The sequence below is a fragment of the Brevibacillus laterosporus LMG 15441 genome (assembly GCF_000219535.2).
Taxonomy (GTDB): Bacteria; Bacillota; Bacilli; order Brevibacillales; family Brevibacillaceae; genus Brevibacillus_B; species Brevibacillus_B halotolerans.
Genome location: NZ_CP007806.1, coordinates 4,486,970 through 4,509,419 on the forward strand (window position 1 = coordinate 4,486,970; position 22,450 = coordinate 4,509,419).

At 42.0% G+C, this 22,450-nt stretch carries 23 protein-coding genes; 8 read left to right on the forward strand and 15 right to left on the reverse strand.

Features of this window, described 5'->3' with window-relative positions; genetic code table 11:
- Positions 1–100 precede the first annotated feature (100 nt).
- The 4 genes from BRLA_RS19740 to cysK all read right to left on the reverse strand — a co-directional run bounded on the left by BRLA_RS19740 (position 101) and on the right by cysK (position 3,523).
- A complete protein-coding gene (locus BRLA_RS19740) occupies positions 101–742 on the reverse strand; it encodes a hypothetical protein (RefSeq protein WP_003334637.1) in 642 nt (213 codons plus the stop codon).
- A 98-nt stretch (positions 743–840) separates the two neighbouring features.
- Positions 841–1,164: a YuzD family protein gene (locus BRLA_RS19745; RefSeq protein WP_003334636.1), complete on the reverse strand. Its 324-nt coding sequence runs from the start codon at positions 1,162–1,164 to the stop codon at positions 841–843.
- A 300-nt stretch (positions 1,165–1,464) separates the two neighbouring features.
- Positions 1,465–2,598 carry a bifunctional cystathionine gamma-lyase/homocysteine desulfhydrase gene (locus tag BRLA_RS19750; protein ID WP_035318430.1) on the reverse strand — a complete coding sequence of 378 codons (1,134 nt, stop codon included), beginning with the start codon at positions 2,596–2,598 and terminating at the stop codon, positions 1,465–1,467.
- Position 2,599: 1 nt separating this feature from the next.
- Entirely contained in the window at positions 2,600–3,523 is a 924-nt protein-coding gene (gene cysK, locus BRLA_RS19755) for a cysteine synthase A (RefSeq protein WP_003334634.1), read from the reverse strand.
- 260 nt (positions 3,524–3,783) lie between these two features.
- Between cysK and BRLA_RS19760 the strand changes: the two genes are divergently transcribed.
- A complete protein-coding gene (locus BRLA_RS19760) occupies positions 3,784–4,005 on the forward strand; it encodes a NifU family protein (RefSeq protein WP_003334633.1) in 222 nt (73 codons plus the stop codon).
- 90 nt (positions 4,006–4,095) lie between these two features.
- On the opposite strand, the gene BRLA_RS19765 is transcribed toward BRLA_RS19760, so the two are convergent.
- Genes BRLA_RS19765 through BRLA_RS19775 form a run of 3 tightly spaced genes read right to left on the reverse strand, consistent with a single transcriptional unit; the run spans position 4,096 to position 7,089 of the window.
- Positions 4,096–5,088, reverse strand: a complete 993-nt coding sequence (locus tag BRLA_RS19765) for an alpha/beta hydrolase (protein WP_031309458.1) — start codon at positions 5,086–5,088, stop codon at positions 4,096–4,098.
- Positions 5,085–6,047 carry a 2-hydroxyacid dehydrogenase gene (locus BRLA_RS19770; RefSeq protein ID WP_003334631.1) on the reverse strand — a complete coding sequence of 321 codons (963 nt, stop codon included), beginning with the start codon at positions 6,045–6,047 and terminating at the stop codon, positions 5,085–5,087. The genes BRLA_RS19765 and BRLA_RS19770 overlap by 4 nt, the downstream gene beginning before the upstream one ends.
- The gene (locus tag BRLA_RS19775; protein WP_003334630.1) at positions 5,965–7,089 is read right to left on the reverse strand and encodes a protein kinase family protein; all 1,125 of its coding nucleotides are present in this window, start codon (positions 7,087–7,089) and stop codon (positions 5,965–5,967) included. Before BRLA_RS19775 ends, BRLA_RS19770 begins: the two co-directional genes overlap by 83 nt.
- 121 nt (positions 7,090–7,210) lie before the next feature.
- On the opposite strand from BRLA_RS19775, the gene BRLA_RS19780 reads away from it, so the two are divergent.
- A complete protein-coding gene (locus BRLA_RS19780; RefSeq protein ID WP_003334629.1) occupies positions 7,211–7,759 on the forward strand; it encodes a phosphatidylglycerophosphatase A family protein in 549 nt (182 codons plus the stop codon).
- On the opposite strand, the gene BRLA_RS19785 is transcribed toward BRLA_RS19780, so the two are convergent.
- From BRLA_RS19785 to BRLA_RS19795, 3 genes are all read right to left on the reverse strand, one after another.
- On the reverse strand, positions 7,731–8,510 hold the full coding sequence (locus BRLA_RS19785) for a TIGR01457 family HAD-type hydrolase (RefSeq protein ID WP_003334628.1): 780 nt from the start codon (positions 8,508–8,510) through the stop codon (positions 7,731–7,733). The genes BRLA_RS19780 and BRLA_RS19785 overlap by 29 nt on opposite strands.
- 117 nt (positions 8,511–8,627) lie before the next feature.
- Complete coding sequence (locus tag BRLA_RS19790; protein WP_003340871.1) at positions 8,628–9,260, reverse strand: helix-turn-helix transcriptional regulator; 633 nt, start codon at positions 9,258–9,260, stop codon at positions 8,628–8,630.
- Between the two features lie 116 nt (positions 9,261–9,376).
- On the reverse strand, positions 9,377–9,808 hold the full coding sequence (locus BRLA_RS19795) for a DUF86 domain-containing protein (RefSeq protein ID WP_003334626.1): 432 nt from the start codon (positions 9,806–9,808) through the stop codon (positions 9,377–9,379).
- A 353-nt stretch (positions 9,809–10,161) separates the two neighbouring features.
- Between BRLA_RS19795 and glpX the strand changes: the two genes are divergently transcribed.
- From glpX to BRLA_RS23860, 3 genes are all read left to right on the forward strand, one after another.
- Entirely contained in the window at positions 10,162–11,139 is a 978-nt protein-coding gene (gene glpX / locus BRLA_RS19805) for a class II fructose-bisphosphatase (protein WP_003334623.1), read from the forward strand.
- 10 nt (positions 11,140–11,149) lie between these two features.
- On the forward strand, positions 11,150–11,422 hold the full coding sequence (locus BRLA_RS19810) for a DUF3055 domain-containing protein (RefSeq protein ID WP_003334622.1): 273 nt from the start codon (positions 11,150–11,152) through the stop codon (positions 11,420–11,422).
- 147 nt (positions 11,423–11,569) lie between these two features.
- Complete coding sequence (locus BRLA_RS23860; protein WP_142179892.1) at positions 11,570–11,950, forward strand: hypothetical protein; 381 nt, start codon at positions 11,570–11,572, stop codon at positions 11,948–11,950.
- A 59-nt stretch (positions 11,951–12,009) separates the two neighbouring features.
- On the opposite strand, the gene BRLA_RS19815 is transcribed toward BRLA_RS23860, so the two are convergent.
- Entirely contained in the window at positions 12,010–12,663 is a 654-nt protein-coding gene (locus tag BRLA_RS19815; RefSeq protein WP_003334621.1) for a YutD family protein, read from the reverse strand.
- A gap of 84 nt (positions 12,664–12,747) precedes the next feature.
- Here BRLA_RS19815 and BRLA_RS19820 point away from each other — a divergent pair, with 84 nt between their 5' ends.
- Positions 12,748–13,746 (forward strand): YhcN/YlaJ family sporulation lipoprotein, encoded by a 999-nt coding sequence (locus tag BRLA_RS19820; RefSeq protein ID WP_003334620.1) that lies wholly within the window; start codon positions 12,748–12,750, stop codon positions 13,744–13,746.
- Between the two features lie 108 nt (positions 13,747–13,854).
- On the opposite strand, the gene lipA is transcribed toward BRLA_RS19820, so the two are convergent.
- From lipA to larC, 4 genes are all read right to left on the reverse strand, one after another.
- The gene (lipA, locus tag BRLA_RS19825; RefSeq protein WP_003334619.1) at positions 13,855–14,745 is read right to left on the reverse strand and encodes a lipoyl synthase; all 891 of its coding nucleotides are present in this window, start codon (positions 14,743–14,745) and stop codon (positions 13,855–13,857) included.
- Positions 14,746–14,813: 68 nt separating this feature from the next.
- Positions 14,814–17,648 (reverse strand): AAA family ATPase, encoded by a 2,835-nt coding sequence (locus BRLA_RS19830; protein ID WP_003334618.1) that lies wholly within the window; start codon positions 17,646–17,648, stop codon positions 14,814–14,816.
- Positions 17,645–18,769 (reverse strand): metallophosphoesterase family protein, encoded by a 1,125-nt coding sequence (locus tag BRLA_RS19835; RefSeq protein ID WP_003334617.1) that lies wholly within the window; start codon positions 18,767–18,769, stop codon positions 17,645–17,647. Before BRLA_RS19835 ends, BRLA_RS19830 begins: the two co-directional genes overlap by 4 nt.
- Positions 18,770–18,876: 107 nt before the next feature.
- On the reverse strand, positions 18,877–19,821 hold the full coding sequence (gene larC, locus BRLA_RS19840; RefSeq protein WP_003334616.1) for a nickel pincer cofactor biosynthesis protein LarC2: 945 nt from the start codon (positions 19,819–19,821) through the stop codon (positions 18,877–18,879).
- A 132-nt stretch (positions 19,822–19,953) separates the two neighbouring features.
- Between larC and BRLA_RS19845 the strand changes: the two genes are divergently transcribed.
- Both BRLA_RS19845 and corA read left to right on the forward strand, forming a co-directional pair.
- Positions 19,954–20,988, forward strand: coding sequence for a M23 family metallopeptidase (locus BRLA_RS19845; protein WP_003334614.1), 1,035 nt, complete (start codon positions 19,954–19,956; stop codon positions 20,986–20,988).
- A gap of 434 nt (positions 20,989–21,422) precedes the next feature.
- Positions 21,423–22,358, forward strand: a complete 936-nt coding sequence (corA, locus tag BRLA_RS19850) for a magnesium/cobalt transporter CorA (protein WP_003334612.1) — start codon at positions 21,423–21,425, stop codon at positions 22,356–22,358.
- The last annotated feature ends 92 nt before the right edge of the window (positions 22,359–22,450 follow it).

Here is a 22,450-nt window from a genome sequence, read left to right on the forward strand (position 1 = left end):
GTCTACTGACAAAAGCTCCGTGAATACAAAAAAACCTACCTTGTTCCCAAAAGTAGACGGGAAAGGTAGGTTTACTGTTGCTCATTCATTGATCAATTCTTTACCGGGTGGGAAAGATGTAAATCTCCGTATAAGTGTCAAAATACTGTAGGTCAAATGTTGCCGTTTCTGTTTTCCAATGAGCAGAGTACGAGGAAGGTGCGCCTATTTCTTTACGTTGTTCTCCCTCGCCAAGAAGACTTGATATCTGTTTAATTAGATCATGCACCTTTGTACTTTTCTCATAGGTTAAGGTAATTTGCATTACTTTGTTATTATTGATAATATATTGAGCTCTCGCTGGCTCTTTCCATTGAAACCACGTTTCCTTGTATTCAATAGCCGATAGGAATTTTCCATCCGCATTATAACCATAATCCTTTTTCCCTTCACCTTTTTCTGCAAATAATTGCTGTATTGTCATTCCAATTACTTTACTAGGATCAATTGGCATTATATCTTTTTCCCATTGTTTTTCGATTCCTTCTTGTTTCACAATAGGTGAGGGATTGCTTATGGATTGCGGTTTATCAGGCTGCTCTGGCTTTGCAGGTTCATTTGGCATTTGGTTCGACATCTCTAAAGTTGTATTCTCTGCACTAGCATTCGATAGCAACGCGGGATTGGTTAACGCCCGATCACTACATCCAGTGACAAGCAAAAGGCCAAGGGTTAAAAGCCCTATCCATTTATGGTTTTTCATTCATCATCTTCTCTTTCTGTTATGATTGCATCTTCATCATAACGTTTTCCCTGTGAGGAAGTCTTTACAAAAAGGTTACACCTTATTTTTTCCATTTCCTAAACGCTTTCGATCGGTTGAACGCCTGCTTTTTCTAAAGCTTCATACACCTGCTTTAGCTTTGGATTTCCTTCTCCGACAATTTCCCCGGAAATTACGACAAGTGGATACCACAAATCTTCCTCTTCAATTCTTTTTGCCCATAATTTATCCACTTCTGTCGTTGGGTGTAAGAAATCACAGTAGCGTACGACAAATTGATCCTGTACAAACTTTCTTCCAGCAGCCGCTTCTAGCCATACTGCTGTTTCTTTAGCTGAAGGTAGATTCACACAGCTTGCGCATAATTGCTCCGTTCCATATACCAGGATTTCTACGTTCATTTGAACCCCTCCGCCTCCCTGTTTGTCTTCATTATATTGTTTTTGGTTTACAGCCGTCTATGTCGATTGAACATTCAAATCTTTCTCAAAAAATAACATTTCTAGGTTAATACAAGCATGTACGACAGAGTGTATTATTTACATACTTATATTTTTGCAGCATCTCTTAGAGTTTACTCGAACAAATACGATACCATGCATCTAGCCAAAGTAAGAATAGTGTATATGCGAAAAAAGCCAACCCAACATTTTTCGCTGTTTGGGTTGGCTTCTTGATTTTATCACTAACAACTATTTTTTTTACGATAAAGCTTGTTCCAGATCTTCCATTAAATCTTCTACATCCTCAATACCTACAGAGATACGAAGCAATCCATCTGTTATCCCTAGCTCTGCACGTCGTTCGGCAGGAATCGAGGCATGCGTCATACGAGCAGGTAATCCGATTAAGCTTTCAACTGCTCCTAAGGATTCAGCAAGAGTGAAGTACTTTAATTTAGATAATACTTCTTCTGCACGTTTATCGCTGCCTACATCAAAAGAAATCATGCCGCCAAAGCCTCGTGCTTGTTTTTTCATTTGCTCATGGCCTGGGTGAGATGCAAGGCCTGGATAAAGCACACGGCTGATCGAAGCTTGTTCTTGGAGCCACTTCGCTAATTGATTTGCGTTCTTCTCATGCTCCTCCATGCGGAGTCCCAGAGTCTTAGCTCCACGTAGCAATAACCATGAATCCTGAGGACCTAAAATCGCCCCAATGGCATTTTGCTGGAAGTGCAACTGTTCACCAAGCTCGGCTTCCTTCGTAACAACGATACCAGCTACTACGTCACTATGCCCGCCTAAATATTTTGTTGCGCTATGGAAGACAATATCGGCACCCAAATCCAATGGGTTCTGCCAATAAGGAGTCATAAAGGTATTGTCTACTACAAGTAAAACTCCTTTAGATTTTGCAATAGCGGCTACCGCTCTTACATCTGTTACGTTTAACAAAGGATTGGTAGGTGTTTCCATAATAATCATTCGAGTATTAGGACGTAATGCCTTTTCGACAGCAGCGAGGTCAGTCGTATCGACGTAGGTAGCCTCCAAGCCCAATTTTGAGAAAACGCGAGTAATTACGCGATAAGTACCACCGTAAACATCATCTCCTACAACAAGATGATCCCCTTGACTGCATAGGGACAGAATAGTGGATAGAGCTGCCATTCCCGAACCAAACGCTAATCCGCGTGCTCCACCTTCTATATCAGCCATGTAGGTTTCTAGTGCGTGGCGTGTCGGATTACCTGTACGAGAATATTCATAGCCTTTATGAACGCCAATTCCTTCTTGTTTATAGGTACTCACCTGATAAATCGGTGTAGATACTGCTCCTGTATGAATATCTCCCTCAATACCACCGTGAATTAATCGAGTTTTCATTCTCATGTCATAGACCCCCCTGATAGATTTGTTTCGATAAATATCGCTCACTACTATCTGCAAATAGTACAACAATATTCGTTCCTGGAACAGATTTTTCTGCTTCCTGCAAAGCCGCATGTAAAGCTGCACCCGCTGAGCTACCAGCCAAAATACCTTCTTTACGCGCTAATTCTTTTACAAGAGAGAAAGCTTCCTCGTCCAAAACGGTATATATGGCATCAAAATAAGAAGTATCCATAAAATCTGGGATAAACTCCATCCCAATTCCCTCTGTTTTATGTGGACCAGATTCTCCACCGTTTAAGATAGATCCCTCTGGTTCAACTATAACAGTTCTGATCGATGCACGCTGTTCTTTTAAATAACGTGCCACTCCCATAAAGGTACCACCAGACCCTGCACCAGCCACAAAGGTATGCACTTGGCCATCCATTTGATCCCAAATCTCGGGACCTGTTGTTTTATAGTGAGCGTCTGGGTTTGCTGGGTTGGCAAATTGCTGCGGCACAAATGCTCCTGGAATGGACTCAGCTAATTCCTTTGCCTTAGCTATTGCTCCCTTGATTCCTAATTCCGTTGGTGTATTTATCACTTCCGCCCCCAAGGCGCGCATAAGCTCTTGCTTTTCCATTGAAAATTTTTCAGGTACACAAAAGATTACACGATAAGAGGTATTAACTGCGGCCAGCGCTACACCAACCCCTGTGTTCCCTGCTGTTGGTTCAATAATAGTCCCGCCAGGCTGCAAAAGACCACGTTCTTCTGCATCTCGTATTAATTCTACTCCGAGACGATCTTTTACACTACCCCCTGGATTATAGGACTCCAATTTAGCAAACAGACGAACTCCTTCTGGTAAAGCAAATTGCGTCAGTTCAACAATAGGTGTATTTCCGATTAATTCCTTTATGTTGCGATAAACCTTCACGTAGATCTTCCTCCGATCCAATGTTTATATGCAGGAATATATAAGTACAAGTAGGAACGCCATTAGTATACCATGCTTTCAACAAACTTTTTGCATTTATCTTAATATTGTCCGCTCAGGAAGGACTTTCTCATGAACCAGCAACACTTGTGCATTTCTCCCCTATTTTTGATAAAGGAATGATAATAAGTATAGAAACTCATGGATTTTCGTAAGTAGGGGGATTATAATAGAATGGAGTTGAAAAGGAGTGATTATCCATGAAAGAACAAGTACAAGAAGTACTAGAAAAGCTTCGTCCGTACCTTCAACGCGATGGCGGTGACGTTGAGCTTGTTGACGTTGAAGATGGCATCGTTAAACTACGTTTGATGGGTGCTTGCGGTAGCTGCCCTTCTTCTACCATCACCCTAAAAGCCGGTATTGAACGCGCATTAGTTGAAGAAGTACCTGGTGTTGTAGAAGTTCAACAAGTATTTTAAGATTATTATACGATTGAAAGCATTCATGTGCCTATGCCTTGAATGCTTTTTTTGTGTAAAAACCGATGCAGCATATAGGAAAAGTCCGTTTTACTTATTCGGACTTTTCCCCACAAAGCGATCAAAAAACTGAATTACTCGACGAGAATATAATGCTCTATCTCTTGTATAACACCGCACATGATCTGCTTCTGGAACTAGCCATAATTCTGCTTCGGGGTGCATGGCTGCTTCATATAATTTTTCGCTTTCCTTATAAGGAATCGTCTTATCCTCTCTGCCATGAATAAGAAGCAACGGTCTAGAGCCGTATCGTTTGACTGCCTCTATAGGCTTCACCTGCTTTGGGCTTGCCCCCACCAGGATCGGTATGACAGTTAGGATAATCGATGTAAACGGAAAGGAAGGGAGTCTTGTCCACACTGGCAAATTGTTAGAAAGATAATCAGATAGCAAAGCAAAGGGACAATCCGCAACCACTGCATTCACGCGTTCATCTTCCCCTGCAACCAGCAGAGCGGTAGCCGCCCCCATAGAAAAACCAATCAAACCAATAGAATGATCTGGAGCGTAGTTTGTAGCAAAATCAATTGCTCCTAACAAATCCTTCTGCTCTTCTAATCCAATTGTAGTCAAATTCCCTTCTGATTCCCCAGCATTTCGAAAATCAAAAAGGAGTGTATCATACCCAGCTTCTACAAAGGATTTAGCAAGCGTTAACGCCGGTAAATGCTGTTCTAAGCGATTCTGGCTATAGCCATGGGCAACAATAATCGTAGCATTTCTAAGTGGTTGTACAGAATTGTTTTCCTGTTTAGCCTCTGCTGTTCCTTTATCTATTTGATTCAAAAGTGCTTCTCGGTGCTTCGCAGCAGAAAAATACCAGCCCTTCATCTGCAACTGATCACGACTTGGAAATGTAATACAGTCATATGCAGGTAAACCGTAATCCTCAGGATGAACATTAATCGGCTTACGTCTTGGATGCAGTAATTTATGGCCAACATACATGCTAATTACCACTAGGAACACTATCACTAGGAAGACGAAACAGACCAAAGACATCAAAAAGGTTGGGTTCATACAGGAGTAATCGCCTCGCCTTTCGAAAGTACAGCCACTAGATTTTCAGAGACAAGCATCGCCATACGATCTCGCGTTTCATAAGTAGCACTACCGATATGTGGAAGAGCCACTACATTTGGAAGGGATAGAAGGGGATGATTTGTTGGGATCGGCTCCTGCCCGAAAACATCTAAACCAGCCGCCCAAATCGTTCCCTGTTTCAAAGCTTGGTATAGAGCCTCTTCATCTACCGTAGCTCCACGCGAGGCATTAATGAAGACTGCCGTAGACTTCATCATTGCAAATTCCTCTGCACCCATTAGACCTTTCGTTGCCTCCGTTAATGGTGTTAATAGCACGACATAATCAGATTCACACAATAAATCAGGTAATGAGCAATATGTAGCCCCATAGGTCTGTTCTGCCTCTACTCTGCGGCTCCGATTATGGTATAAGATTCGCATATCAAAGCCAGCTGCTCTTTTGGCAACAGCTTCACCAATCCGCCCCATCCCTATGATTCCAATCGTTGCACCATGAATGCGCTGGCCCGCCATGAAATAAGGACTCCATGTTTTCCATTCTCCATTCATCAGCACTCTGTTTGCTTCTATAAAACGTCTCCCCGCCGCCATTAACAATCCAAAAGTCAGATCAGCAGTAGCATCTGTTAGCACATCTGGTGTATTCGTTACAACAATACCTTTCTCTTTGCAAGCTTCTAAATCAATATTGTCATATCCAACAGCGAGGGTAGAAATTACTTTTAAATGAGGGGCAGCATCAATGATTTCACGATCGATCCGGTCGGACAGCATAACATATAAGCCGTCCGAGCGTTTCGCTTTTTCTAATAAAATATCACGGGGGACAGGGTATTCCTGATCCCATACCTCAACAGTCGCTATAGTCGCTAAAAGATTCATAGCTTCCTCCGCTACTTTCCGTGTCACATATACAAATGGTTTTGTTGTCATCTTCAGGTAACCTCCATAGCCAATGTATCTCGGGAATTTCAACGCCGAAGTACTGACGAATTGCTTCTGGATATTGCCCAAGCACTTGTTCCATGGTAGCAAGCTCTTCATCAAGCGGGGTTTGCCAATCCTCTCCCACTAATGCGCGCTCCTCATCGCCCATGAGGCTATAAATCTCCACTGTTTTTAAAAAGCGAGAGGGGTACAGCAGCATTGCAAAAATAAAGGAATATTCCTCAGGGTAGAGCTGTGCTATACATTGATAACCCACTAAAAATTCTATTACTTTATCTTCTTGCCATCCATTTTTGCGAACAATCCATTTAATACCTTGCCCAATATCACGCGTACGCATATCCAGTACCCAGCTATATTGTCCCGCGATGTATCTTTTTCCACTTTCATGAAACAAAATATGACCATCTTGAAAATTCTGAAAAGCTATCTTTCCTTGCTTACTTATCGCATTGGTTAATCGTTTATAACCACTACCTTTTAAATAATCAATAGCGGTGGATGAAGATACTTGTATATACGTAAACATTGTAAATAAATAAACCTCAAAGGGGTTGAATGCTTTCGATTTTTCCAAACTATCGAGTAAACTTTCATAGGTTTTACATTTCTTTTCCCACATCTCTGGCCATGTACCTATGGAGCGGTATGGTAAATAGAGCTTATCCCATGAAAGCGTGCGAGTCGCTTGGTGAAACTCCGCCAGTGACCTACCCAGATTAAAATAATGACGCTCCCACGTTGTCTCCCTCATGCCCTCTTGCAGATAGTACAGAACTTCTCCATCTTTCATATGATAATTATCATCATTAGCTTTACAAATGGGTAAGACTTTTAGATCACAATTTTTATGGATCACATCCATTGCCTTCTCAACTAAAAAGCCCTTTGCCCGGTACGATGTGGGACAAGTGTGGATGTAGTGTAATCCTCGATCCGTATACAGCAGCTTGCGTCCATTCTCCTCTTTCCACTCTGCATCTACAAAAGAGTACTCCTCACAAAACCTGCCCAATAGTTCTTCCATCACCTAGACCTCCTGCCCTGAATCTGTTGAAATAGCTTATGACATTTCATGGGCATAGGTGAGTATAGCCTACCTAAAAAAGACAAATGCTATCTGTATCTAGGCTAGAAAGAGGCGATATTTGTTGAATCAACAGCAGCATATTTGGAGTGAACAAGTCTACTCTAAAGCAATTGAACTTTTGCATGAGCGAGGAGTGCGCCTTGAAGATATTGGGGAGATCGTAAAATTTCTTCAAGAAAAATATATACCCGACCTACAAATGGAACAATGTATAGAAAGCGTAAATGCCGTCCTACAAAAGCGTGAGGTACAAAATGCACTCTTAACAGGCATTCAGTTAGACATACTAGCTGAACAGAATAAGCTATTATCCCCTTTGCAAGAGATGCTTGCGACTGATGAATCTCTCTTTGGAGTAGACGAGGTTTTGGCGCTCGCAATTGTCAATATTTACGGAAGTATTGGATTTACCAATTATGGGTATGCCGACAAGCTAAAATACGGTGTGCTAGAAAAATTAAACGATAAAAAGTACGGTGTACATACCTTTTTAGACGACCTGGTAGGCGCAATTGCAGCCGCAGCATCCAGCCGATTGGCCCACCGGCGTCGTCGTCAGGAAGAAGAAGAGCTTAAAGCTAAGAGCGTATCTTATCCATCCAAGTAAGCAGACTGTGTTCTACATACGTAGGTGGTTCATCATGTTTATCTGCATCCTCCAGCGTGGAATATCCTGAGAGCACAAGCAGGGTGTCAATGCCACTATTGATGCCCGCTTGAATATCTGTGTGTAGGTTATCCCCCACAATGATGGTCTCCTCTGGTTTGGTTCCCAGCTTTTCTAATGCGTACGTAATAATAATGGATTCTGGTTTTCCAATAATAGTAGGACGCTCGGCTGATGCAGTCGCTACAGCAGCTACTAATGCTCCATTTCCAGGCATGAGACCGTGTTCTGTTGGTAGTGCAGGATCTGCATTGGTAGCAATAAAGGTGGCTCCATTTCGAATGGCACGCATAGCTGTTGTTAATTTTTCATAGGTAATGTCTCGATCAATACCGATGATGACATAGGAGGGATTTTCTTCTGTAAATGAAAATCCTACCTCCTCCATGGCTGTCTGTAGACCCTCTTCCCCTAAAGCAAAATACGTTTTGGGCCGTTCTTTTTGTTCTGTTAAATATTTTGCTGTAGCCATGCTAGTTGTATAAACCTGATCGGGCGTGGTAGGTAAGCCCATGTTGCTTAGACGTTCTGCCACCTTTTCAGGAGTGGTTGATGAATTGTTTGTAACATATAGATAGGGAGTATTTGTTTCCTGAAGATATGTTATAAAAGTGACAGCTTCAGGTATAACACGGTTCCCATGATAGATGGTACCATCTAAATCAAGCAGATATCCTTTATATGTTTTCATGTAGTCTCTCCCTTCACCTAGCCTTACTCTATTGTACTTGCTTGATTTGAGCCTGACAAATGACATCCTCTTGTACAAAACAAAAAACCACCCGCAGATGAGTGGTTTGTTAGCTCTTTATTCAGCCTTTTGTTTAATTTTGTACAGGCATTTGTCTCCACCTTTGGCCATACAGGAGGCCTGTTCTACCTCTGTACCTAATACGCGTTTAAATAATGACAATTCACAACTACATGCCTGATTAAACTGGCGAGCTACCTGAGAGATTGGACAGTTAAACTCTTTAATAAAATAGTCCCCTGTCTCCTCGTCTCTACCCCATTCCACCATGTAGCCCTTCTGATTTTGTATATCCGCTAATGCAGCTACCTTTTCTTCCAATTCGCCTTGAATATAGGGACGATACGTTTCTTCGAGTCGATCTTCTCGTCTACGAAACAAGGTTGCTACCTTGTCCGCTCCGTCTATATCAACTAAATCTTGAAGGAAGTCTAGCGTAAGATCATGATAGTTACGCGGAAATAATTCATCCGCTTGCTGTGATAAGGAGTATACATTAGTCGGACGACCCATCGCTTGACGTACCAGCGAGGACTTGATCAGATTGTCACGCTCCAACGTGTTCAAATGGCGACGTACTGCCATCTCCGTGATGCCCAAATCCAACGCAATATCGCTAACCGAAAGGGAACCTTTAACTTTTAACATATGCAGAATTTGATCACGTGTGGAAGTCTGTTCCTTTGACATAACAATCACCGTCCTTTCTCTCCTATTCTACAGGAAGGAATAACATTAGTAAACTAATGAAAGGTTTTTGTTTAAAAAATCCACTTTTGTTACTAACCTATTTGCCTTGTTTATTCCTAAAATAATTCCTTTTGAATGTATGTCCGAACAGAGGGTGCAAATGTTGTTAATATTGGTAGAGCTTCTCTAACTAATGCACTCATATCCAAGACAGAAATCTCTGAATAGGTAACAAGTGGTTTGCGAAATTCCATAACACGATGTAGAACTGTAGCCTGCTCGTCTGTCAGAACAGTTTCGTCACGAAGGATTTCTACGATATCGGTATAGCTACCAGGGTCACGCATGATAAATCCATCTATAAGAGCGTTTCCTACATCAGCAATTCCTTCTATACATATATGCAAAGCGCGTTCGATTGCTAATTGTTTGATTTGGTCACAAGCCAGTTCTTCATCAGAATAAGTAATATTTTGAGATAAAAGCGTTAGCATGCGTTCCATATAAGTAAGAACCTGCTCGACTTTTGCTGTATTTACATCGTACATGTTGTCTTCCCCCGCTTAATCATCTATTTTTTGCGTTTTTTAGAAGCAAGCCTTGCCCAAAGTACAGTTCCAAAAAACGTGAATACAACCATCAGCAATACAAGTAAGCTCATCCCAAGGTCTTCCGTCAACAAACTCACCTCATTTCCTTGTCCCATTATAACAAAAATACTGAATGAAATAACTTATCTAATAGCTCAGAGGTGATTTCCGTACATTATCTTCCCTATCCAAACATTTCTTTCGCTTTTCATCAGGAGAACACCTGTTGTTTTTCAGATGATATGATAAAATGAAGTCGATAAAGCACGTTTTAGAGAAAACGATAACAACGATTGTTACAGGAGGATCAGATGGAAAGAGAATTAGCGTTAGAGGTTGTTCGTGTTACAGAGGCAGCAGCGCTCTCTTCTGCACGCTGGATGGGGCGTGGCAAAAAAAATGAAGCTGACGACGCTGCGACATCAGCAATGCGCGCCGTATTTGACACAATTTCCATTCGCGGTACGGTTGTCATCGGTGAAGGAGAGCTTGATGAAGCACCGATGCTGTATATTGGAGAAAAACTAGGTAATCAATCAGAGGATTCTCCAGAGGTTGACGTTGCCGTAGATCCTTTGGAAGGAACAACGATTCTTGCGAAGGGCCACAATAACGCCATGGCAGTTCTTGCAATTGGAGATCGTGGCACTATGCTGCATGCACCAGATATGTACATGCAAAAATTAGTAGTAGGACCTGCCGCAGCCGGCTTAATCAATCTAGATGATCCAATCGAAAAAATGATAGAAACAGTTGCAAAAGCAAATCAAAAACGCATAGAAGACGTCACTGTGATTGTTCAGGAACGGGAGCGCCATCAGGATATCATTAACGCGATTCTAGAAGCTGGGGCTCGTGTCAAGCTATTTGGAGATGGTGACGTAGGTGCTGCTATTGCTGCTTCTATGCCAGAAGAATCGGGAATTGATTTGTTTGTAGGCATTGGCGGTGCTCCTGAGGGCGTCATTAGTGCTGCTGCTATCAAATGCTTAGGCGGAGATATGCAGGCACGATTAAAGCCACAAAACGATGAAGAACGCGAACGCTGCCGCCAAATGGGACTCGATGACCCTGAGCAGCTCTTGACAATTAATGATTTGGTTTCCGGTGATGATGCCATTTTTGCCGCAACTGGAGTTTCAGACGGTGAACTATTGCAAGGGGTTAAGTTTCTAAGCAATAATATAGCTAAGACTCATTCCCTAGTCATGAGAGCAAAAACGAGAACGATTCGTTTCGTAGAGGCTAGACACAGTCTAGATCATAAACCAAACTTAGTATGGAAGTAGGGTAATATAAATGTCCCACGAGCCTTTCTATCTGTATGATGAAACGGAAGAAACAACTACTCGATTTGTGAGTTTTATGGGCGATTCCACACGTTTTGATCTGGCAATTATCAAAACAAGTCGTTTTTATGGCAAAAAGCTGGTTGTCAATATTCAGAACGGTCGTAGTGCGATTATCGGCCCAGATGATTTAGAAGAAGAAGGATACCTAGAGTATGCCTATCAAATCACTGAGGCAGAAGCGGAAGAATTAAAAGAGTTTTTAGTTCGAGTCATTGGGTAATAACACTGAGTCCTCTGCAATGCCAGAGGGCTTTTTTCTTTGCCTTTAGTGCCCATTTTACATATGGACATACGCCAAATGCCTATTTTCCTCGTATACTGCTCCCATAAATAGAAAATAGAAAATGTGAGGAGTGTATCGTTGATTATGGAAAGTCAATTCGAAAGCCAACCAATCCAAGGTCATTGTCCCCAACAGCCTGAGCCCAGAGATCAGATTCAACATTCAGAGTACAATGTAGGAAATACTTGCAACTATGCAGGTAGTTATCCTCATTATTATTCCCCAGCCAACACACCCTATATGATTCCTGAGTATTCACCTTATCAATACGTTCCTGTACAAAGACACGATTGGCATCACGATAGTTCACATCATCATCATAGACATCACCACCACCCGCATTATTTCAGCCCATATCCACCCTTTTATCCGTCCTTTTACCAACCCCTTTATTCACCGTTTACCTACAGTAGTGTCGATGGACCAGTGTATGGGGAAGAAGGATTTGGATATGAGTCCGTATAACTAACCAAAAAAACACCTGCTGAGAATCCTTTTTATCTCATCAGGTGTTTTTTGTATCGTTATTTTTCCGTTTGAATGACTTTTTTAGTAGGTGGAGCCGCTGGTTTGACCCGTGGTCCTTTTGGAGCTTGATTGTTAGCACGCTTCTCTTTGCTTATTTGTTCGGTTCGATTGGCTTTCGAATTCCCTCGATCCTTCCCATCTTTCCCCTCTTTATTCGGACGCTCCCGATCTTGTCGAGGAAAACGAGACGGCTTATCATTCTTGTCCGATCGACGTTTAAAGGGACGTTCATAATTTCGAGGTCGGGTAGGAGTTTGGGTCGCTTGAGAAGATGATTCTTTATCTAGGCTTTCCAGATCAATCAGGGTTTGGTCTGTTTCGTCTTCTAGCTCAGATTCATTTAAACGTTTGGTGCGCTTTAGAACAAAATAAGCACAGCCGAAATTGCAATATTCCTGAAGATACTCATCTAAGGCAGCAATTTTTTGCTCAAAAGGCACTTTACGATTTGTATTTTCAAAGAATCCGCGTAAACGAAGCTGGCCATAGCCCCAGTCACCTACGATGTAATCGTATTTATCCAATACATCGCTGTAGCGTTCTTTGCAGACCTCCAGATTCCAGCCATCACGATTTTCTTCCAATAATTCATACACACCTGCTTGCAAGCGAATCAAGAGTACTTCCTCCTCTTCTAAAACCTCAAACATGACCATCTTCTCCAATCTTACCACATTTTTTACGGAAAAACATATCCTTAAAGAGGGCAATCTATTCTCAGGAGGTGTCCATCTATGCAAAAGAAATGGATTTTTGCTACTGTAGCCAGCTTAGCATTACTAACATCTGCTTGTGGAACCACCCCTGGTGGCGGAACAGCTAAAACAAAATCCTATACCAGCTCTGCTTACACAAACCGTAATTATGGTACAAACATCAATAACTATGATTACGATGGGTTTGGTTACCGTAACAATGTTGGACGTCCATCTTTTTTCTATGGCAGCCAGCCTAATTACAATGATTACCTAAGACATGGTGGAACCTCTGCGTATCGAACAACCCCTGATGGTACAGCTACTCCGAATTCTATGTATAGAGCAAACACCTACAACAGGAGTGGTTCCCCCTATTCTGGACGAACTTTGACTAAAGGAGCCAGCCTATACTCCAATGAAAGCTATGGACAAAGCTATCGGATGAATGGGGTAGGAATCTACAATGCATATGGCAGACCTAACAGTACGCATTCTTATCCGTATTACAATGCAATGAGTGGGACAGGTGCACCAAGCATATATAGCACCTATAACACCTCCTATGGCCAAAATGCAAATACAACAGGATATGCTGTTGTACATCGCAATCAATTGCGCGGGTACGAAAAAACATCGCGCGTCTATATTGACCGTGATGCATTGGCACAAGCAGTAGGTCAAGTTGTTTGTAGTGTTCCTGGAATTGATAATGCTACCGTTCTAGTAACGGATGAAGAAATTTTTGTCGGTGTCAAAACATCTGATAAAGATGATCGCTCTGCTACCGTAAAGGCTCGGAACAGCGCTTTGTCCATTGCACCACGGTATTACAAGGTGTATTTGACCGATGATCCAAATATGACTAAGGAATTGTCTCATGTAGCGAATTCCTCGGCAAAAACAGCAAGTACGCAAAGCACAACGGGAGCAGCTCATGTTCAAACAGTCGATCGTCTTGTGAAAAGCTTTGGGGGCATGACCGATTCCGAAAAAACCAAAAGCATGATGAACAAGACACCAAGCATGACGCGCTAAACGACAACAAAGCACCCTTTGCCATAAAGCTTATGGTTTGAGGGTGCTTTTCCATTAAAATGATAGGTTTGTAGGAAACGTATTATTGCTTATCTAATCTATTGTCAATTACGCGTTAGCAGCCGCAATGGTATCCTTTGCTGCATTCGCTTGCTCGTGCGCGTGATAAGAGCTTCGTACCAACGGACCTGATTCTACGTGACTAAAACCACGCTTCATTCCTTCTTCTTTCATCATACGGAATTCGTCCGGATGGTAATACTTGGTTACAGCAATGTGTTTTTTCGTTGGTTGCAGGTATTGTCCTATCGTCATGATATTAACGTCAACCGCGCGCAAGTCATCCATGGTTTCCAAAATATCCTCAATTTCTTCACCCACACCAATCATCAGACTTGATTTGGTTGGAATGGTTGGTTGCATCGCTTTTGCACGACGTAATAACTCCAACGTACGATCATATTTAGCACGAGCACGTACACGATCGGATAAGCGGCGCACTGCTTCAATATTATGATTCAATACATCAGGGCGGGCATCCATAACTAATTTCAATGCATCCCAGTTCCCCATAAAGTCAGGGATAAGAACCTCGATCGTAGCAAGAGGAAGTCGTTTGCGAATAGCCTTGATCGTAGCTGCAAAGATACTTGCTCCCCCATCAGCTAAATCGTCACGTGCTACAGAAGTTACAACAACATGCTTCAAGCCCATTTGTTCAGATGCTTCTGCTACACGTTCTGGCTCTGCCAAATCCAACTCGGTTGGAAGACCTGTTTTTATTGCACAAAAACGACAAGCACGTGTGCAAATATCGCCTAAAATCATAAAAGTGGCGGTTCGATTCACCCAGCATTCATGTATATTGGGACATTTTGCTTCCTCGCAAACCGTATGCAGGGTTTTCCCACGCATCATCTGCTTAATTTCACGGAAGTTGTCCAAATCTTGTCCAGATGCGAGATTTATTTTTAGCCAATCTGGTTTGCGTTGTGCCATCTACCGTCACACTCCTAACATTTTTCAGTGTCTCAATTATAATTAGAATGATTATTATCTGCAACCTATTAGGTGTTACTGTTTGCTTCTTTATTGTACCAGTTATGAAGCTGATGACGTGGATGATTTTTCATTTGTTCACTTAATAATAACATTTCTCTCTGTTGACAAGAAAATAAAAAAATTTGATGGGTCTGGGCTAATGTAAGTAAGTATGCTAATGTGCTCTGTAAACGTTGTTCGTCGTAATGGACAAAATGATCGTCTAAAAAAATGGGAAGCGGTTCTTTGGCCTTACTAATTTGTAAAATGAAGGCGATTCGTTGGGCAAAGTATAACTGATCCTGCATGCCATTAGACAGCTTCTCCTGAGGAAGAACCCTGTGCAAATTAGGTTCTATTACTTTTATCGAAAATTGATTGGTAGGATCAATTCGCACATCTTGATATCGCCCCTCAGTTATCTGACGGGTCACTTCTGAAGCAATCTGACTAACATCTGGGGAAACCTCTCTATGCCATACCTTCATGGCTTCCTGAAGCGTATCCCTCGCAAGCTGTAAGCTATCTCGTCGTACTTGCACCTCTTCTAATGCTAGCTCAGCCTCCTCAAAAGCCGTCTTGGCTCTGGCCAAAGAGCTTTGATCTTGCTGTCCAAGCTCTCCCCTTGCCCTCGCAATACGCTCCCTTACATGGGTAAGCTGCTGCTTCAGCTTCTTTGCCTCCTCTAGACTTGTAGCCTGTTCAAGCTCCTTTTTCTCTTTAGAGCTAAGCATTGCCTCTCGTGTTTTTTCCGCCCAATTCAACAGAAGTGCTTGTCGGTCCTTTTCTTTTTGTTCTATGAATGCTGACTGTTCTGCTCGTAATCTTTCCGCCTGCAATTCTCCCTCTAATCGTTCGATCGCTTGTAATTGTCCTTGATTAGCGGATAACACATGAAGCTCTACCAATAAGGCTTCCCGTTTATCGGTAAATTCTTCCCAATTATCTACCTGATGGACAGAAAAAATAGCTGTGAGCCGCTCACTTTGAATCTGCTCCTGCTCAATTAGCTGCTGTAGTGTTTGTTGCGCTTGCTCGATTTCTTGCTGTAGCTCGCTTATTTCTACATGTAGCTTACTTATTAGAGTAGCTTGGTCCTCATTCTCCTGCGTAAAAGTCTCCAGCTCCTGCTTGCAATGCTGTAATCTGACATATTTCTCGCGTAACGTCCGCACTTGCTCTGCCGAGTCAATATTCATCCGAGAAATCCACTGCGAAACAGATTCAGGAATCTGGGATACTTGTGCTGTCTGAATGCTCGCTTCTTTTCTTTTTCTGCTTAGCTTGTTCTTATAGAGAAAATAAAAAATGAAGCTGAGTAAGCCTGCAATCAAGGTTATTCCACTGCCAATTCTCACTAAATCCCAGCGTTGTTCAATCATCATCCACATACTCCAAATGGCAGTTACCAGTGCGATCTCACCACTTATCCAAATATGCAGGGGAATTTTGGAAGAGGCTCGTGCTGTCTCTTGCTTCGATTGTTCCAGCTTTTGCTTTCTGCTCTTGGCTCTTCGACTACTCATTGAGGCAAACAGCTCTACCTCATCCACCTTATTTTGCCGCAGATAATTTTCTGCTTGCATAGCTACAGCCTCATCATAATAAGCCAGTTGAGGTGCTTCTTGTAAAAGATGAGTAAGCTCCTTACTTACCGCATAAACACTTTTCTTATTTTGTAGCGCGGCCTTTAGTTGAGCAAGCAAGACCTCCTGCTGATAGCGTTGTTGGCGTGCATCCTCTAGATTCTTATTCATCGTACGTGCTATTTGGTAATCATGGTTTACTTGCTCTAGCTGAGTATCCTTGTGTAACTCATTTTGTTTGTTCCATTCTGCAAGAGGATTTGTTGCTTCCACTGACTCTTCCTGAACCCCTGCTTCTTTAGGAGATTGTCCAATGACATCACCATCCTCCGTATACTGTCCTATCTCCAACTCAAGCCGAGCAAGCTGCTGCTGGGTCGATTGGTGGCATTCGATCAGCTCTGGCGCCTCACTGTATATGATGTGCAGTGTATGTATAGATTCGGTTAACCAGCGAGCAACATGGTCACTACGAGTGGTTTCATACGTGTAAGTCCACCAGTGTTGCCAAACCTCCATAAATTGCCGATGCTCGGTAAGCAGTCTAGCTAGCATGTCATATCTTTTCTGGATTTGTTCTTCTTCCTTTAGCCATTCCGTCAAAGATTGGTGGAGATGCTTGTTTACCAGCCAGATTTCTTCTGCTTGTTGAAGAGCTTGACGAGCCAGCTGCCATTGTCGGTTAACTCTGCCCCACCGTGTGTTCTCAGCATTATCTTTTTTCCCTATCGCACTATACTCTTGTTCCAACGCAGCTAATACACCCTGAACAGCAGGGTCAATCACACCTTCTTGGGTAAGGTTTGGTAATAAATGCTCTGGGGCCTGTAACCCCTCTCTCTTGATCCAAGTTATATCGGTAAATAAACTGCGGTTTAGACCTAGATGCTTCTCGATAAAATTGTATTCCCGCCGACGATCCTCTTTATATAAGGCTAAAGCCTCTGTCAGCTCTGGCTCTAAAAACAACTTCATTTGCTCACGCTCTTTATCAAGAACCCGATGTAAGCGAAATTGTTGATCTGCCAATGTATACCGTACGATGGTTTCATAGGTGGAATGGTTCCAAGGATAATAGCGATCGTATTCGTCTACATAACGGGATACTTTGATAAAATCCTTCTTCATCCCATACAAGCTAGCCACTAGTGCCTGTAATAAGGTAGACTTTCCAGCCTCATTTGGGGCATAAAATAGGTTTAATCCCGGCGCAAAGGTAAAGGTTCTTTCCTGCCATTTACCAAACCCTTTAATATGTATATCCTCAATGATCAACGAAATACACTCCCAATCTGCTGTAAAGCCTCTCGTTTCGCAAGTTGGATTACTGCCTTCTCTCGTTCATTTGTTGCGGCCTGTTCCAGATCATCTAGCTTTTCTAGCCATTTTCCTAAAACGCCGCCCTTTTCCTTCACCTGCTGCTCATCTATGTCTGGATAGGTTTGATCTGTAAATTGAATAAAGAAATACTCCTTGCAACGTGATTTGATTATCTCTACGGGAACCTGCAAATAGCTAGCTCGTTCCCCCTCAAACGTCACATAGAGCAATTCCTCCTTATTTACGTGAGATAGCTCCTGCTCGACTCGCTCTACGATTGCATCAATTGTCTCCAGTCCTTTCAATGAAATCGTCAGTTTTCTACTGATTCTGCTTTGTACAGAAATAGGCTCTACTGTTACGTCCCCATTGCCAGAAATAGTTCCTAGAATGGCATACCGCTCTCCATTTTCCTTCATTGACAGCCCTTCAGGAGAACCTGGATATACTGCGAAAACCTGTTGAGTCTGTGGATGCAGAAATTGCATCGGCTTATGGATATGTCCGAGTGCCACATAATTTACCCCTGTATCTGCAAGTCCGCCAATTGTCATCGGTGCATAGACAGAATGCTCGTTATGCTCACCAGTAATCACTGAACCATGAATCACCATGATATGATAACGATAATCAGGTAATGTTCCTGGAAAGGAATCTAGTGGAGATGTAGTAACATGCGCTTGAGGGAACCCCCATCCATATAACACACACGATTTTTCCGGATATTCATAAACGCCCCATTCATCTGTGAAAATATGAACATGCCCAGGCCATTCCATTGTTTGATAAAAGGAACTTTCTTGCCAAGGATCATGATTGCCTGGCGAGATAAATATAGGTATGGGCGCTATGCTATCAAATAACTCTCGTAAAAATAAAGCAGTAGCTCTTGTGCCTCCATGGTATTCTAATAAATCACCAGCGATCAGCCAAAAGTCGACTTGATTATTTATTGCTACATCGCGTATTCGGCGCATTGTACGTCGGAAATCTTCCTGTCTGATTTCATAGATGGAAGATAGGTTCGTCAAAGGTGCGTCCAGATGGACATCCGCAGTATGAATAAATCTGATCATGTTCGCCCTCCCCGTCTATGAGCTAATTTCTTCATATTACCGCTATGTTCCTGCTAAGATTACGAACATATCTTCCCTTTGTGAGCATCCATATAAAAAAGCACGCCTTATAAGCGTGCCTTAGCCAGCATCATTGCCTTTTGATAAATTTTCCGCAAAGGAACATCATGATCTTCCGCTAGCCTGGAGCATATTTCAAAATCAGGAGCAATCTGCACGCAATCCCCATGATAAAATCCCAGCTTTACTTGTACTTCTCCCCACTTTGTTTTTACACCCAAAATTTGTTCTGTTAAACGATGACAAGCAACGGGAAAATAACGAATGCCAAAGGTAGTCGTCTCCTGAAACATGATGCTTTTCATGATCTCCTGTTGGCTTTCGTAGCACATCACCTGTAGCATGAGACCCGGCCGATTCTTCTTCATCGTGAGTGAAAAATAGGAAACATCTTTGGCCCCAGCCGCATACAAGCTTTGCATGGTATATCCCAGCCATTCTTGAGGGGTATCTTCTAAAGTGGCTTGTAAAAGAATCATCGGCTCATTTATATAAGAAGCATGCTTATTTTCCACAGTGTGGTCTTGAGGTTCTTTTACACCTTCCTTTTCAGGGGTGATAAAAGCTATATATATGCCCTTGCCACTCCACACCCTTTGGATTTTACCAGGAGGTGGGCTTGCTGCCGAAAGTACCCCCATCCTTTGTAGCCAGCTAAGAAATGAGGTGCTACAAGCTCCCCCTTCCTCTTTTTTCCTCCATTTTTTAATATATTGACCTACTGCTAGTTGGAGAAGAGAGTCCTCCATCATCTCCTCCTCAGGAAGAATCAAATGACTCACCATAATCTGACAATTCTCAGGCATTCCCATTTCAAGCAGAGAATCCCAGGCGCCTGCCTCCTCTATATTCCATTCACTCGTATCAATGGACGAATCAACTACCTGTGAAAAAAACAGACCTTCCTCTCTGTAAAGCTGCTGCCAAAGTGGCAATAACGTCGTCAATTGAAAAGCTCCTTCTCCCCCGATAAAAACGTATTGTTTGGTCATATATAACACCTCCTCTCCTTTTATTTCTACAGGCTCTAAAGCCATTTTATTTTTCATCCAAAATTTGTAAGAATAGTTTATAAGCGTATCGGTCATTCTACTATAAGGAGACTAATGGCTGGAGGGAGACGTATGCGTTTTCTACGCCTTTATTCATGTTTGATTATCGCTATTATCCTAATGGTTCCATCTCAAGGATTAGCGGCATCAATATCAACTAAGGCACCATCAACTTCCCCTGCTAAGTCAGAGTGGGATGAGCGTATGGAATTATTCATTGAATACGAAGCATTATATGGAATTCCATGGAAATATGTAGCAGCTATTGATCAGTACGAACGAACCATTAAAAAGAAATCAAAAAACAAGGAAGCAGAGTCTGCGAACAAACGACTCACTGCTATCAAGGTTCCTACTGAATTGTGGTGCGGCGTTTTTAATCCTGATTCGGAAGACAATCATCTAACATCCATTACCTTCTTTCATGGAATTGGATTAGATGGTTCAGGAGATGGTGTTGCCGATCAGGATAATGATCGTGACGTATTAACTAGTCTTGTTCGTTTTTTAGGTACCTATGGTTTTAATTCCGATGATTTCAAGATTGGTCTATGGAACTATTATAAGCGTGATTCAGCCGTAAGAACCATCATGCACTTCTCACGAATCTATGAGAAATTCCAAACACTTGAATTAAATAAGCATGCTTTTCCTATTCCCAAACGCTTCTCTTATAGCTATCGCAGTACGTGGGGAGACCCACGTGGTTGGGGAGGACGGCGCATTCATGAAGGAGTCGATATTTTTGCCGGATACTCTACCCCGGTGATGAGCACAGGCTATGGTGTGGTTGAGGTATTAGGCTGGAACCGCTATGGTGGGTGGCGCGTAGGTATCCGCGATATCGACAACATTTATCATTACTTTGCTCATCTGTCTTCCTTTAAAAAGGGATTAAAAGAGGGGGATATCGTCGTCCCTGGTGAAGTGATTGGTTATGTAGGAAGTTCTGGCTATGGAAAGCCTGGTACCTCAGGGAAGTTCCCGCCTCATCTTCATTACGGAACATATCGGGACACCGGAAATAATGAATGGGCATTTGATCCTTATCCACTGTTAAAACGCTGGGAAAATCAGAAAAAGCAGCCTAAGCCTATTTACAAATAACCTTTTATAACATCTTACGTAAAAAGAAAAGCTCCTGCTTCTTGTAACATAAGCAGGAGCTTTGTTATGGCTATTTCTTTTTCGAATTTCGTCCTAATCGAGTCAGACTGGATCTATCCACGGACAGGTCATAACATTATGAATAGTAGTGTAGATGACTAGATATGCCCCTTCGTTTCATACGAGCTCACTAAATAATTGGTATAGATTCCGCCTTCTGGACTTGCCATATGCTTTTGGGTGAAGGAAAACAATTTTTGTTCTGCTACATTGCTGAAAGTCGTGGGCTCGGCAAGTGTGATCGGCACGCTAGGCTCGTCTTTCTATTTAATTAAGAGTAAATGTTGGTAATAAATTTAGTAAATCAAGGTTATTTAACATACGGGATATACTAGTGGTATCTGTGAGAATAGAAGATCGAGGAGGGGTATACGTTGAAAATCTATTTAATTGAGAATGGAACCATGACTCCAGTTGAAGACATAGAAATAACAATACGCCCACCTGCTAACGGTTTCTATTGGATACAAGCACGTTTATTTGATTTGGACATCTTGCAGCATTTGTTTCATTTGCATCCATTAGCTATTGAGGATTGCATTGATGAAGAGGAACAGCGCCCTAAACTTGAGGTCTACCATGACCATTACTTTATCGTAAGCAATAGCATTCAGTTTCAGAATGAGGATATATTTCTGCGAGAAGTGAATATCTTTCTCGGAGGGCATTATGTCATTACGGTCAGTAAATTTGATATAGATGAGATTCGTATTTTTCCCTCCATTATTCGTGAAGAAGAAATTCATTCGTCCGACTTCTTCCTGTATTTTTTTATGGATCAGCTCATTGAAAGCTACTTTGATGTAATGGAAGAAATTCAAGACCTGATTGAAAATTTAGAGGAGCAGGTGTTACTCAAAGCAAAAAACACTCATCTTTCTCAAATTGTTGGGTTACGCCGAGAAATTCTGTATGCCAAAAAGATGATGGCGCCACAGCGCGATCTCATTCATGCACTGCAAACGAAGGAGCTATCTCTGATATCTCTTAACCTACGTAAATATTTTGTTGATATTCATGAGAATGCCGTAAAGATTGTGGAGAATTTTGAAACATTTCGAGAGCTAATTGGCAACGTCCGCGAAGCTTATCAGTCTTCCGTTTCCAATCGAACCAATGAGATTATGCGCATTTTTACAGCATTGACCACCATTTTCATGCCTTTAACGGTTGTGACAGGCATTTATGGAATGAACTTTGATGTAATGCCAGAACTACATACCAACTACGGCTATTTTATTGTCTTGATTATCATGTTCACATTGGCAACTACAATGTATGTTATTTTTAAAAAAAGGGATTGGTTATGAATGGAAAAAGGTCTATAATTTAGAATAAGAGGTATCTTTAACAAAAGAGCCTACTTACATATCTCCTAGTAAATGAAAGGGTTTTCCTTTCT